Here is a 13739-nt window from a genome sequence, read left to right as displayed (position 1 = left end):
ATGAAAAGAGCTACGCCGGTTCCTTACAAAATTGACGACATTACCACGGTGCACCGGCTGCTGGGCTTACCCAGCCCGATGCATCCGCTGGTGAGTCTCATCGACAACACCAAAATTGCAGCAACGGTAGAAGAGCTACCTAAATCGCTTCTGCTCAATTTCTATAAGATATCTTATAAGAAGTTGCCGAAAGGCAGAATTGGCTACGGACAAGGTTATTATGACTTTGACGAGGGCGGCCTGGTGTTTACCGCCCCTCATCAAATCATTTCCATCATGGAAAATGAAACCGAATTATACGGCGTTACCCTCCTCATTCACCCCGACTTTATCCGCAACCATGCACTGGGCAAAGACATTAAGAAGTATGGCTTCTTTGCCTATGAAGCTAATGAAGCGCTTCACCTGTCGGAAAAAGAAAGAACCACCATCCTGGAAATATTGGAACATATTAACCGGGAGCTCAACAATCCTATCGATGATTTCAGCCAGGACGTGCTGCTGTCTTACATCGAGGTATTGCTCAACTTCAGCAACCGGTTTTATAAACGACAATTCATTACCCGCAAAACGGTGAACCACGACCTGCTATCCACTATGGAACAACTACTGAACAATTATTTCGATGACGAGAAAGCCCTGCACCAGGGCCTTCCCACGGTAGAATACCTGGCGGCACAGCTGCACCTCTCCCCTCGTTATCTCAGCGACATGCTGCGCTCCCTCACCGGGCAAAATGCCCAGCAACATATCCATGAAAAGCTGATAGAAAAAGCAAAAGAGAAGCTCTCTACCAGTGATTTATCCATTAGCGAGATTGCGTATGAGCTGGGGTTTGAGCATCCGCAGTCATTTAGTAAACTGTTTAAGATAAAAACGAAGCAGTCACCGCTAGAGTTTAGGCAGGGGTTTAATTGATGTTCACTGCTGGCATTCATTTTCTGGATTCATTGTTGATTATTTTCTTTCCCGGAGAACCTACAAAAAACCAGGATTATGAAGAAGAAAACATCACATACCACCCACAACCGAAAAAAAACCGGTAAAAAATGGTCAGCACATGTCATGGAAACCAGCGATGCCCTGGATCTCAAACAGGGAATTTTTAAATCTGACGATCCACAGGAAATTGCGGAGTCGCTCAAGCGCTCATCCCGCAAAAGCCACCGCCGAAAAGGCACTCCATATCAATCGGCCATGTCTATGCTGAATTTCTATATCAACCGGGCAGGTAAAAATCTCCCGGAAAAACAAAAGCAAACACTGGAAAAAGCTAAGGAGAAACTAAGAGTTGTTTTTGGAAGGGATAAATAATCTGCGCTTCAGGTGATGTCCTTCTCGCCCTGCATTGGCGGAGTCGTTTGTGGAATAAACTCCTCGCCGTTTTTCCCATAGTCATACGCCCAGCGATATACAACGGGGACTTCGCCGGGCCAGTTGCCATGCCCCGGATGAATGGGTGTTGTCCATTCTAGCGTATTGGCCTTCCAGGGGTTAAGAGTAGTTAATGCCGCCTTCATTCGGTAATATTCTCCCGCCTATAAATATTTCACTCAGGTAAAAGCTGGTGCCGGCATGCCGGTCCATGAGCAACAGGATAAAACCAGCCAGCAATACCGGGAAGGATAATACGCCCAGGATAGCCGTAAAAAAGAACCCACACATGGTTAACGGCAGCCGGTTCATTTGCATGCCCTTGGTACGCATATTAACTATCGTGGTAATATAGTTGATGCCAGCGAGCAGTTGCGACACAACGAACAGCGCCATGCTGGCCAGCCATAAATCCATACCTATCTTAGAACCGATGGAAGCATCTCCCAGCGCGCTTAGCGGAGGATAGGCCGTCCAGCCGCCGGATGCCGGCCCTATTTGTACAAACAGGGAGCTCATCATCACTATGCTGGAGAGAAAGAAGAACCAGTAACTCAACATGTTTAAAAAAGGAGAGGCCATATCACGAGCCCCTACCTGTAAAGGAATCAGCAGGTTGGAGAAGGTACCGCTCAAGCCGGCAGTCAATACAAAAAAGATAAGAATGGTGCCATGCATGGTGATCATGGCATAAAAGGCCTCCGCTGAAATATGCCCCCCTTTGGCCCAATGCCCCAGTATGCTCTCCAGCCAGGGAAAAGAAGCATCGGGATATCCCGCGTGCTGCACGCCTCATTTACTATGCCAGGAAAGGCCTATGGATCAGCTTCCGGGGAGGCTGTATTCCTTCGCATACACTACTTATCCGGGAAGGTTTCTTTATATTTTTGATTGTTCTATTTGCGGACTGGGAAATATATGCACAATATGTATCGCCTGTGGAATTCCTTTCAGCCTTGAGATAGCTAAAAATAGGGGCTCCTCCTGCTGACAAATGATGGGGGGATACTGGCACGGTTTTGTAGTTATCTATAGCGGAAGTTTCCCGAAAAGGGGTGGTCTCTTAAAACAGACCTGAGAACATACCCTCGGACCTGATCTGGATAATACCAGCGTAGGAAAAGAAAGAAACAACCATGGCTCCGGTCTTAGGACCAGAGCCTTTTTATTTAGAAGGATTTAACGATCGCCTGCAAAATTCCTGGTAAAGTCCCAATATCCCCATGAGCAAAACAATATAAAAAATCCGACGCTATACCATTCATGCTCCGGCAATGGTCCCCAGATATACTCATGAAAAAAATAAGGTGTGGCAATCGATAAATAGTGGTAGGCATAGGGAAAATATTTGATTTCCGTTGCCGCTCCTTGGAAAAGCGCTACCATCACAATGGAGCAAAAAACAGCCACTGCAATCGGGATAATCATATTCTTAAACCGTATACTCAGCCAAATATGAATACCAATGATACTCAGTGATGAAATCAGGGAGTGACAACAATTCCTGAACAGCAGGGCAAAATCCGGCGCATGACAGGCAAAGTGCAACGGAGGCTTAATGGCTCCCAGCAAATACCCCATAGCCACCCAAAACGGGATAAACAGCATATAATAACAAACTACAAATACTATCATCGAAAGTACCTTATTCAGGTATACTTGTCCCTTCCCTATAGGGAGCGTGAAAATATGTTTCCAGGTATTATTTTTATACTCGATGTTAAAGTACAGGCAGGTTAACAACACGATGAAAAAGACAGAATAGAAGAAAGACATTCCCTTCCAGGACATCTCGGCAAATAAACCCCAGGGATTATCTCCCGCCTCCCCGGCTATATGTTTCCATTTAGTGAACACAACAAAAGCCACAAATGCAGGCATCATAAACCCACCCAGTAATATTAGCCACCGGGCAAATGAATTCCTGATTTTTATAAATTCTGTCAATAAGGAGGGCCAAAACTTCGCCATTATTAGTTACTTGTTAATTTCATAAATATATTTTCCAGGTCGTGATCGCCTGTCTTCACTTCATATAGACGAAAGCCTGCCAGCACCATCCTTTGGCATAAATCGCCAATAGTTTCTTTATCTTCATAAGGAACATGTAGCCTGTCGGCTACCAGAGAGACTGCCGGATAGTCCTGTTTCAACAATTGTAAACAACCCTGATTGTTATCCGTGTTGATCATGACCGTGGACTGTTGCTGTTGTATGGCTTCCAATTCGGCTGCACTCCCCTGAAATATGAGTTCGCCTTTCCGTAAAATACCAGTATGCGTTACCAACTTCTCCAGTTCTGACAAAAGATGACTCGAAAGAAATATAGTAGTGCCATACTCCTTGTTGAGATGAATCAATAACTCCCTGATCTCAATTATTCCCAAAGGATCGAGTCCATTCACCGGCTCATCGAGTATCAATAGTTCTGGCTGTGGAAGCAGGGCTATAGCAAGGCCCAGCCGTTGTTTCATTCCCTGTGAATAGGCGTCTACCCGCTTATTGGCGGCATCCCTGAGGCCCGTCATATGTAATACCCTGTCGATGCTGTCTTTCTGAAGTCCCCTGATCATACAGGTAATGCTGAGATTATCCCTGCCTGTCAAGTTTTCATATAACGAGGGCTGCTCTACAAGACAGCCTGTTTTCGATAAAATCTCTAACCTGTGGCCCTTTAATGGCTTTCCAAATAACATGATCCCACCCGTATGATGCGGCAATAAACCCAGCAGCAGCCTTATCAGGGTAGTTTTTCCCGCCCCGTTAGGTCCCATAAATCCATAAATCGCAGCGGTTTCCACCCTGAGATTAATTTTGTCAAATACGGTCGTTCGTTTGTTATAGCCAAAAGTTAAATTATCGGTTTCTATGACCCATTTCCCCATAGTAATGTTTGTTTAGCTCAAAGGAATATGAATGGTAGAGATCAGGAAGTTATTTGTGACAGACGCTCAATAACCAGGGATGAAACAGGTCATTCATGGGATTAAATTTTATTCTTCTCTAATATTTCCATTGGCGGATTGAAGGTAACAAGCTACATTTTCCGGACATAGTCCTCGTTGTCACTTTTTTCCCAATAAGCTGAATTTCAACCACCTACAACCTACAGTTGTCAAATAACAACCACAAGTAGCGATCATACAACTAAGGGTGGCGATTGTTTTTAGGTGGTTCGGTATGTATCGGAATACCTTTGTGAGGTCGACACAAAAAACAAAAAAACACATTTATGGAAACTAAAATGATCGGTAATAAAATTGCTCACGCAAGGAAAAGAATAAACATCTCACAGGCGCAGCTGGCGCAACGGTTATTTATCAGCCCGCAGGCGGTAGGAAAATGGGAACGGGGCGAATCCGTCCCGGATATCATTACGCTTAGCCAACTGGCGGAAATCCTGGGAGTTGACCTGAATTATTTCTCAGAAAAATTCACGTCCTCTCCGGAGAGCACATCCATGAAGGTTTTGGACGAACAGCCCGTAACACAACCGCTTAACTGGGATATGTCGCTCGGAAATTGGGTAGATGCCGACTTCTCCGGGCTGAAAAACCTACATGAAAAGTTCAGCTCCTCCAACATGCAGCGTTGCAAGTTTATTGGTTCAGACCTGTCGGGACTTTTACTGAAAAATAATATGATTACAGCCTGCGATTTCTCCGGATCCAAACTGGATAATAGCCACATAGGAAATTCTCATTGGGTAGATAATCATTTTAATGATTGTTCACTCAAAGCGGCGCAATTTTCAGGCAGTCATATTAAAAACTGCGACTTCTCGGGCGCCGATTTAACCGGGGCCGCCTTTACCTCTTGCGCCATGGAGAAAAATACCCTGGTAAATGTGAGGCTGCACCGCACTATGTTTAATGCTACCCATTTAGCCAACATTATATTCGAGGGCAAGCTGGAAGATTGCTATTTTGAAAACGCGTCCTTTTCCAGGGTAACCTTTCAAAATTCCACGCTCACTAACACTTTCTTCAAATGCAGGAGCCTGAAGCATATCCGGTTTATCGACTGCCAGGCAGACCGGATGACATTTGAATTCCTGAAAAACGGGAAAGCAGATATGAATGGTATCACATTGTTAACCGCATAAGAATGTATGCATATGTCATCAAATGAAATCGCTATCGCGGTAAAAGGACTGGAAAAATCCTATAAAAATACACCGGTGTTAAAGGGCGTTGACTTCCAGGTAGAGAAAGGGAGCATTTTCGCTTTGCTCGGCCCCAATGGTTCAGGCAAGACCACTATGGTTAAAATCCTCGCTACGCTGTTGAAACAAAACAACGGACAAGCCATTGTAAATGGATTCGATGTATCGTTGCAACCTGAGCAGGTACGGCAGTCAATCAGTCTCACCGGGCAATTTGCCGCCGTGGATGAAGTGTTGACCGGCCGGGAAAACCTTATCATGATGGCCAGGTTGCGGCATCTTCCCCATCCCCGGCAGGTAGCGGATGATTTATTGGAGCGCTTTGGTTTAACCGACGCCTCCCACCGGAAGGCGGCTATTTATTCGGGGGGTATGCGCCGGCGGCTGGATATCGCCATGAGCCTGGTCGGAAACCCATCCCTCATTTTCCTCGACGAGCCTTCCACTGGGCTTGATCCGGAAGCGCGCATCGTTGTTTGGGAGATCGTCAAAAAACTGGCCCGCGGCGGCACTACGGTTTTTCTGACCACTCAATACCTGGAAGAAGCCGAGCAGCTTGCCGATACTATTGCCATCTTGCATAACGGTAAAATTATCGCCAGCGGCACGCTGGAAGCACTGAAGCAGCTATTTCCGCCTGCAAAAGTTGAATACATTGAAAAACAACCAACGCTGGAAGAGATATTTCTCGCCATTGTTGGTACAAAAACAACCTACTAATGGAAACGATCAAAAACTATTTCTTTATAGACCTGGGCGTGATGCTGGGCCGCTCGATGCGCCATGTTTCCCGGAGCATGGATACCATCATTACTGTTACTATTATGCCCATCGCGATGATGCTGTTATTTGTATATGTGTTGGGAGGCGCCATTCAAACCGGCAGCGATAATTATGTAAATTATTTGTTGCCGGGCATCCTGCTGATTGCTATCGCCAACAGCGTGGGTTACACCTCCTTCCGCCTGTTTACCGATGTGCAGCGGGGTATTTTTGAGCGCTTCCACTCCATGCCGATTGCACGCTCTGCGGCGTTATGGGGACATGTGCTTACCTCGCTGGTATCCAACGTCATTTCGCTGATCGTCATTATTCTCGTAGCGCTCCTGATGGGTTTTCGCTCACCCGCAGGCTTAGCGTCCTGGCTGGCTATAGCCGGCATACTGGCTATGTTTACCCTGGCATTGACCTGGATCGCAGTTATTCCCGGACTCACTGCCAAAACGATCGATGGCGCCAGCGCTATTGCCTATCCCATTCACTTTCTGCCGTTGATCAGCTCAGCGTTTGTACCCACGAAGTCAATGCCCTCAGGGGTTCGTGCCTTTGCCGAGCATCAACCGGTGACGTCGATTGTGGAAGCGATCCGTGCATTGCTATATCATCAGCCAGTAGGCAATGGAATATGGGTGGCATTAGGATGGTGCGGAGGGATTACCTTGCTGGCTTATTTTTTTGCGATGAGGGTATATAAGAGGCGGGGGTAGTTTGTAATGAGAGCGCCACTCAATGGGTGGCGCTCTCATTAGAGGCAATATAATGTAGCCCTGATAAATACCTATATCCACCCGTCCATTTCCGAACACTAATCATTCATAACTGGACATCTAAATCCGCATAAACAATTGGTTATCAACCATACAACACGGCAAGTAAACCGCTAGCTGAATATCAGGTTATCGCTGGGTGATAAGGGCAGTGAACAGCTTAAAAAAAACCTGTCAGACATGCAAAGTGCTTATGCAGCTATCTATCCCAATGAAAAATTTGAGTATCATTTTTATGATGATACAATCCGCAACTGGTACGATAAAGAGCAACAAACAGAACGACTCATGAATACAGGTATGACCATCGCCATCCTGATTTCCAATTGCATGGTATTGCATGCATAAATGGTTGCAGGGCTTGCCTACAGCGCCCCTATTTCCTGGTGGGATATTTGTGCTGGCAGGGATGATCGCTATACTCATCGCACTTTTTACCGTCAGCTTCCAATCGGTAAAAGCAGCACTAACCAACCCAGTAGATAGTTTAAAGTCGGAATAAACCCTCGACAAGTTTATCGTATCAGACAGTTGATGACTGATGAGCGGGTATATTTTATTGTCCTGGAAAAAGGCTTTATTATAAAGTTTATTTCTATATTAGTAATTGTAGCATACCGGTAATGATCACAGGTTTATTACCTGTAATCATTACCGGTAATTATCACCAACATCCCGCAACCACATGAAAAGTTACCTCATCGGATTTTTAACCTCCTTGTTGTTAATCATTGGTACTATGGGCGTAAGCGCCCAGGAAAACAACTTCGACGAGCTATCAAGAATCCCGAAGGATACCACCGTTGATTTTCCACTGGATTACAAAATTGCCAGGCCCAGAACAGCATATCCACACTGAGATGATGACTATGATGCTTACGTTGCCTTCCTGACACCCGCCGTCAGGAAAACGCAGGCCGCCATGAGTTACCGCGACAAAGACGTTGTTACTACAATAACGGCTAACTCGATAATCCCGCATGCGCAACTCGACACTACTATCATTATTGATGATCCAACTAAACTAGTAGGTACCTGGCGAATGCTGAAATTCCGCTCCGTCAGGTACAACGATTCGGTTTACATACCTACCAAACAATACTACCGGCTTCCGGATGTACTGCTGGACGAAAAAAGCGGAGATGAAGCATTTGCAGTGATCACCGATGATACCTTTAAACTGTACGCCAAAGAAGCTGGTAAAAGAGATTTTAAAAAAATGATGTCAGCAAAATATAAGATTGAAAACAGGCGGTTTATGCTAATGTACAAATTAATGAAGGCCAGTGGGGGCGTATCACAGTTTGGCATAGACGAAAAAGGCCGCCTGATTATTAATTATCCCAGCGTCATTGAAAATGTGAAGAAAGGCGAATATTTCTCTTATTACGCCGTGGTAGTACAGTATATATATGAAAAAGTGAAGTAGTCAATCATCAAACACTGACCAGCAGATATCATTCCTTAACCGCTGATCATCGATCACCAGTTCCCTTATTTTTCTCGGGAGCTGATCCCGCTGCCACTGACATTCTTGTTGCCGGGCCAGCTCTTTTTTATCGTCTGCAGCCGCAGCCATGGCAGCCCTGATGGCATAGGCTGCAGCGCCTAATTCATGTGCTGCCACATGCGCTACTGCCACTGCCTGCCCTGCCGACAATGCTGCAAATTTCGCCGCGGCAGATACATTTCTTGCGGCTGCATTGGCTGTAAACGCTGTCATATGGGCCTGTTTCATAGTAATTTCTCCTTTTACCCAGGCATAGGTTAATGCAATAGCCCTCCGCGGGCGATCATCATTGGGCTGCGCTGCTTCAAAGTTATGTAACACGTGCTGCGCACATTCCGCCGCCCAGATAGCCAGTAGATGATGGTCTTCATCTGATAGTGTACCACCACGGCGAACGGTGATCAATCTTTTGTCCCGGATTTTAGGTAGTATCATATTACGTGGGTCGTTGTTTTTAATGACGCAAATGAAATAGCCTGATGCACAAAGGAACCAACCCTACCGACACCCCGATAAAAATACCGACCCGCACATAGTTGAGCGCCTTCCAAAGCGTGGTTTTATTTACCAGGTCATTTACCAATGTATTGGTTTCGGCTATCTGCTGAAAGTTGATGATGTTAGGCGCAAAAAAGGCCAGGGTCCATACTCTTACAGCAAAATGAATGGCAAATAAAATCAATAACCAGTTCCTGGCAAAATCAATTTTCCAGCAAAATATGATAGCCAGCAGGAAAGTTATTTCATGCAGGGAGTGAACAACGATCCAGAAATTTTTTAGACTTGCACCCTGCCCATCTAATAGTAATTTGAAGTTGGCTGGCGGTGTATCGGTCCATTTAGGCACAAATACCAGGGTCTCAAATACCTGCGCCCCATTCATCAGGAAATAAATAAGCGTTGTAATGTATAACCATATTTCGGCCCTGGTCAGGTAGCCTGTTGTTAAATTATCCATTTAAAAAATATTTAATCGTTTTCGTTTTACTTTCTATATAAAAACATCTATTTCGATGTAAAAATAAATATAAAAACCATTTAACCAACATATCCGCCTGTTTTCTGCTATATTTACATCGAATTCGACATAAATTAACTTATGAGTGAACTGGTGAAACTAATTACCGCCTGGGAGGCTTATGCACGGCAGCATCCGGGCGCTTCCGCAACGGAATTCTGCATGTATTTCCTGGCTCAAGAAAGCAACAGCCAGCTATTCAGCGGCCTAACTCCCCCTGACCTGGATACCGTATTTGCCAAGCTGATAGGGCGACTCGCAGGCATGCAAACGGCCTATTCCAAAATGGCCCTACAGGAGATTCCTGGGTTTGAACTGGATTGGTTCTACTTTCTCAACTCTATCTACCATCTGAAAGAGGTAAAGAAAACACAAATCATTCAATACAACTTCACAGAACAGACGACTGGTATTGATATCCTTAACCGGTTGAAAAAATTGGGGTATATAACTGAAAGAGCAGACCCTGAAGACAAAAGGGCAAAGCTGGTAAGCCTGACAAAAGCCGGTGAAAAAATCCTGTTTAAATTATACCAGCTGCTTCACAAACCTACTTTGCTTATGTATAGCAGCATAGACGATAAAGACAAACAGGTGGTGATCAACCTCCTGAAAGACACCGAACAAAAACACCAGGAAGTGTTGTCTAATGCTAAAAGCAAAACGATAGATGAACTGCTGGCAGCAGCATTCGGAACAGAAAAGATGGCGCAGATAGTACTGGAGCAGCAAAAGAAAATTGCAGCGTTTTCAGGATCGAAACGCCATGACAAACACGCTTAATATAAAAAAACCTACGCAATGCGTAGGTTCAAAGGCCGCTGGCACCCGCGTAGTCTCACCTATTTATTTCAGTTGGGTAAACCGGATCGCTTCCCCTCCTGATGCTAATAAATGTGCATCCAGTATGCTGGAAGCATCCACCTCCACTTGTTTTATAGATACTTTGGTACGGACCGGAGATGCCGGGTCATCGTAATAAATCTCCGCCCTATACCGCTTTCCCTTAGTCAGAAAAGAGCAATTGATTTTAATATCCCGGCCGTCGTCATTAGTGATGGCGCCCACATACCAATCCGTTCCGCTTCTCCTGGCAACGATAATATACTCCCCGATGGCTCCCTCCACGACCCTGGTATCATCCCAGACCGTAGGAACAGCATCAAAAAATCTCAGCTCAGGCTCGTCCTGCGAGTCTTCCGGTTTATCATACCAATACAAAAATTGCAGTGGGCTATAATATACCACTGACAACGCCATTTGGTGCATGGACGTAGTTTTCAGTACATGCGCATTTTGCGTTTCGGCAAGGCGGCTTTTTAGCTCCGGCCGGTGGTAGTAGCAGATTGTATAGTCAGCTGCCCCGCATAAAAACCGGGTAAATGGCAATACTGTGTTATGGGTAGCATCCGGCATTTCTTCATTTCCTTTTATTCCTTCCTGTGTAAGTAAGTTGGGATAGGTTCTGCTAAATCCGGTAGGGCGATACTCATCATGGATATCCACCATTAAATGATAGTGTGCGCATTTCTTTACTGCCTCATGCAGCCACTCAGTCCATTTATAGGAACCTACATTTACAAATCCAAATTTTACTCCTGCCACCCCCCATTTTTCGTACAATGGCAATAAGCTATCCAGCTGCTTTGCCAACGCAATCTGGTTTACGTATAAGAAAACGCCGATGCCATGTTGTTTGGCATAGCTGATTATAACCGGCAAATCCAAATCATTCTTCGGATTACGGCGGGGATCTACTTGTACACGCGATGCATCGGAAGCAGTGTCGTATTCATAACCGTACCAGCCTGCATCAAAATGAATGTATTGCAAATGCCGCTTCACCGCAAAGTCTATCGCTTTCTTTGCCCCATCGGTAGATAAGGTCATTTCGCGCATTACTTTACCCGGCTTTATCCAGGCAGTATTTTTAATGGCGCAAGGCAAATTCAGGTTCAGTAACAAATCATTATGTTGCAATAACTGCGCAGGCTTCTCTGCTATCATGACTACCCGCCACGGCGTGGCAAATGGTTTTGAAAACTCCACCGGTTCATACATAGCACAGCCTATGGTATTGGGTTTGGTGGAGTCTAATGCAAAATAAGTGCGACAATAATTTACCACTTCCGCTTCGGTCAGGGCAGCATATAGCCCATTCTTTAACTGTAATGTCAACGGCCTTTCTGCAGCTGATGGCCATTTTTCCAACGGCAACAGACGATAACTTCCCTGGGCATGGTTAGTAAACCAGGCCATGGTACCTGCCGGCAGTGTGAATACAGATAAATCTTTTTGAATACGCACCTTATTGCCGGCAGTAGCTCCGGGAAAATAATAACGAAAAGCTACACCTTCGTTATAGACCCGCACCTCTAATTGCAGCTGTCGTTTTCCATTTCCTTCGAATGTATAGGTACCGGTATGATATTGGTCATGTACTACACTTCTTTCTCCATACACCGGCTTCCAGGAGGTATTCTTTTCGCCCTGATGACTAGCTATCAAATGCAAATGGTCACTCCAGCCCGCCAGTCCCAGTGATGAGCGTTCAATCACTTCCTGCTGCCGGTAAAAAATATCATACCCGATTGTACCGTCCTCACTGATAAATAAACGGAACCGGGTTTTCCCATCAGGGGACTCCAATGGTATTGTCTTTTGTGCTGTTGCATAAAAGGCAGATAGGAAAAAGTAACAACTCAATAAAAGCAAGAATTTCTTGCACCAGGAAATCATCATCAGACTTTTGTTTTTATAGATATAACAGGAGGATGGCTTTCCCATCCTCCTTAAAGCTAGTATTATTCCCAGTATCCTGGGTTCTGCGCTATTGGAGCGCAGATTAAATCGATCGTCACATCCGCACCGGGCAACGGCGAAGCATTCCGCCAGCGGGTATTTGCAGCAACACCCTGTCTCTCGCTGTTTTCACGTAGGAATTGGATATCAGATTACGGGCGATGGTAAACAGTTATGAAGAAAATGACTTATCCGGATCAATAGCGGAATGGTACTCTCATATTTTTATAAATGCTTCCTGGAGAATTTCCTGAGCCACCGTGCGGGATTTGACAAGCTTCAGGATATTTCCGTACAACATGGCACTATATAAAAGCTAATTTCTTCAAACGCAATCTCACTACCGGCAGCCATTTGCTCCAATAGCTCATTTTTATTATGCCCGGTAGCAATCATTTTAAGGATTTTGATCCCGCAATTATCGATCAATACTGGAGTGTTTCCAACTCTTTCAAAAGTAACATATCTCTTAAAATTTTTTAGAGAATATTTAAAGATTCCACCAACTGGTGCAAGCCTTCCGCCATTGCTTTTTGCAACAAAAACGATTTTATAACCGACAGTATCAGCCTACTAAAAAAGCCGGCAACTCATAGGTTGCCGGCTCGATAGGTCTTTCCTTCGTAAGTTATTTCCCCTCCTCCATTACCGGAATATCCTCCGGTATGGTTACTTCACTGACGCTTACAGGGGAATAGTTAATAGCAGTCGCGATGGCGCTAAGCTTTTTGTTCTCTACTCCAAGCACGAGGCCTTTATCTGTTACCATTCCCATCGGGCCGGCATAGAGCGGTAGCGCATCGGTTACCCACAATGTCATCTCTCCCATCTCTTTACTTTTTATAACCATTTCCCGGCAGGTAAATCCAAGTATTTCCCTGGTTCTTTTACCGGTTTCCACTTTTGCTGTGTCTACCTGCTTAACTTGCTTTCCCATTGGCTTATGTCCTTTTCCCATTGACACCAATGTCTTCTTGCCATTTTCCTCCCGTAGCGACCAGGACTGCCCTGTAGCCCCATTTGAATAAACTGCAATCTGACCATCGTTGGTAACTATTTTTACTTTTGCCCCTTCATCCGATGTAATCTCGTCCGGATCTTTACGAGATAACCGTGCTTTGCTACCATTAAAATACAGTACTTCTTTATTCACTACTTTTTCCGGCACCAGGTCTTTATACTGTTGCTGATCGGGCTTCATGGACGCCCGGACATTCAGGGTAACTTCATAATCAATTTTACCCTGGCTCTTATCCTGTGCCATACCTACTGCTGAAGAGAGGCTCGCCATGGCGAGCAGAAACACCATCTTTTTCATATGCA

At 45.1% G+C, this 13739-nt stretch carries 17 protein-coding genes, 1 pseudogene and 1 riboswitch; of the genes and pseudogenes, 10 read left to right on the top strand and 8 right to left on the bottom strand.

Annotated features, from left to right (window positions below):
• Positions 1-918: a helix-turn-helix domain-containing protein gene (locus tag HGH90_RS15410; RefSeq protein WP_169191488.1), complete on the top strand. Its 918-nt coding sequence runs from the start codon at positions 1-3 to the stop codon at positions 916-918.
• Positions 919-996: 78 nt separating this feature from the next.
• Entirely contained in the window at positions 997-1314 is a 318-nt protein-coding gene (locus HGH90_RS15405; protein WP_169191487.1) for a DUF3175 domain-containing protein, read from the top strand.
• A gap of 8 nt (positions 1315-1322) precedes the next feature.
• Here the strand turns inward: HGH90_RS15405 and HGH90_RS15400 are convergent, their stop codons facing one another.
• The 4 genes and pseudogenes from HGH90_RS15400 to HGH90_RS15385 all read right to left on the bottom strand — a co-directional run bounded on the left by HGH90_RS15400 (position 1323) and on the right by HGH90_RS15385 (position 4259).
• Complete coding sequence (locus HGH90_RS15400; RefSeq protein ID WP_168762898.1) at positions 1323-1520, bottom strand: hypothetical protein; 198 nt, start codon at positions 1518-1520, stop codon at positions 1323-1325.
• Positions 1510-2151: pseudogene (locus HGH90_RS15395) on the bottom strand (cbb3-type cytochrome c oxidase subunit I); the annotation flags it as partial. The gene HGH90_RS15400 and the pseudogene HGH90_RS15395, both read right to left, overlap by 11 nt.
• Before the next feature lie 269 nt (positions 2152-2420).
• Positions 2421-2512: riboswitch (TPP riboswitch) on the top strand.
• A gap of 41 nt (positions 2513-2553) precedes the next feature.
• Positions 2554-3345: an ABC transporter permease gene (locus HGH90_RS15390; protein WP_168762897.1), complete on the bottom strand. Its 792-nt coding sequence runs from the start codon at positions 3343-3345 to the stop codon at positions 2554-2556.
• Between the two features lie 2 nt (positions 3346-3347).
• The gene (locus tag HGH90_RS15385) at positions 3348-4259 is read right to left on the bottom strand and encodes an ABC transporter ATP-binding protein (protein WP_169191486.1); all 912 of its coding nucleotides are present in this window, start codon (positions 4257-4259) and stop codon (positions 3348-3350) included.
• A gap of 347 nt (positions 4260-4606) precedes the next feature.
• Here HGH90_RS15385 and HGH90_RS15380 point away from each other — a divergent pair, with 347 nt between their 5' ends.
• From HGH90_RS15380 to HGH90_RS15350, 7 genes are all read left to right on the top strand, one after another.
• On the top strand, positions 4607-5479 hold the full coding sequence (locus HGH90_RS15380; RefSeq protein WP_168762895.1) for a pentapeptide repeat-containing protein: 873 nt from the start codon (positions 4607-4609) through the stop codon (positions 5477-5479).
• A gap of 12 nt (positions 5480-5491) precedes the next feature.
• Positions 5492-6259, top strand: a complete 768-nt coding sequence (locus tag HGH90_RS15375) for an ABC transporter ATP-binding protein (protein ID WP_168762894.1) — start codon at positions 5492-5494, stop codon at positions 6257-6259.
• Positions 6259-7026, top strand: coding sequence for an ABC transporter permease (locus HGH90_RS15370; protein WP_168762893.1), 768 nt, complete (start codon positions 6259-6261; stop codon positions 7024-7026). Before HGH90_RS15375 ends, HGH90_RS15370 begins: the two co-directional genes overlap by 1 nt.
• A gap of 240 nt (positions 7027-7266) precedes the next feature.
• Entirely contained in the window at positions 7267-7434 is a 168-nt protein-coding gene (locus tag HGH90_RS15365) for a hypothetical protein (RefSeq protein ID WP_168762892.1), read from the top strand.
• Complete coding sequence (locus HGH90_RS15360; protein WP_168762521.1) at positions 7427-7588, top strand: hypothetical protein; 162 nt, start codon at positions 7427-7429, stop codon at positions 7586-7588. Before HGH90_RS15365 ends, HGH90_RS15360 begins: the two co-directional genes overlap by 8 nt.
• 183 nt (positions 7589-7771) lie before the next feature.
• Entirely contained in the window at positions 7772-7945 is a 174-nt protein-coding gene (locus HGH90_RS15355; RefSeq protein WP_169191485.1) for a hypothetical protein, read from the top strand.
• A gap of 63 nt (positions 7946-8008) precedes the next feature.
• The gene (locus HGH90_RS15350; RefSeq protein ID WP_169191484.1) at positions 8009-8515 is read left to right on the top strand and encodes a hypothetical protein; all 507 of its coding nucleotides are present in this window, start codon (positions 8009-8011) and stop codon (positions 8513-8515) included.
• Here the strand turns inward: HGH90_RS15350 and HGH90_RS15345 are convergent, their stop codons facing one another.
• Both HGH90_RS15345 and HGH90_RS15340 read right to left on the bottom strand, forming a co-directional pair.
• The gene (locus tag HGH90_RS15345) at positions 8516-9031 is read right to left on the bottom strand and encodes a putative immunity protein (protein WP_168762890.1); all 516 of its coding nucleotides are present in this window, start codon (positions 9029-9031) and stop codon (positions 8516-8518) included. It abuts the gene before it with no gap.
• Between the two features lie 19 nt (positions 9032-9050).
• On the bottom strand, positions 9051-9554 hold the full coding sequence (locus HGH90_RS15340) for a transposase (protein WP_169191483.1): 504 nt from the start codon (positions 9552-9554) through the stop codon (positions 9051-9053).
• 141 nt (positions 9555-9695) lie between these two features.
• Here HGH90_RS15340 and HGH90_RS15335 point away from each other — a divergent pair, with 141 nt between their 5' ends.
• Positions 9696-10397 (top strand): MarR family winged helix-turn-helix transcriptional regulator, encoded by a 702-nt coding sequence (locus tag HGH90_RS15335; RefSeq protein WP_168762888.1) that lies wholly within the window; start codon positions 9696-9698, stop codon positions 10395-10397.
• Positions 10398-10460: 63 nt separating this feature from the next.
• Here the strand turns inward: HGH90_RS15335 and HGH90_RS15330 are convergent, their stop codons facing one another.
• Positions 10461-12263 carry a glycoside hydrolase family 97 protein gene (locus tag HGH90_RS15330; protein WP_248277019.1) on the bottom strand — a complete coding sequence of 601 codons (1803 nt, stop codon included), beginning with the start codon at positions 12261-12263 and terminating at the stop codon, positions 10461-10463.
• A 781-nt stretch (positions 12264-13044) separates the two neighbouring features.
• Positions 13045-13734, bottom strand: coding sequence for a hypothetical protein (locus HGH90_RS15325; protein WP_168762887.1), 690 nt, complete (start codon positions 13732-13734; stop codon positions 13045-13047).
• Positions 13735-13739: the final 5 nt, after the last annotated feature.

It is taken from the genome of Chitinophaga sp. Ak27, assembly GCF_012726295.1.
Lineage (GTDB): Bacteria > Bacteroidota > Bacteroidia > Chitinophagales > Chitinophagaceae > Chitinophaga.
The sequence above is the reverse complement of the archived record's forward strand: the minus strand, read 5'-3'. Positions and strand labels throughout refer to the sequence as shown.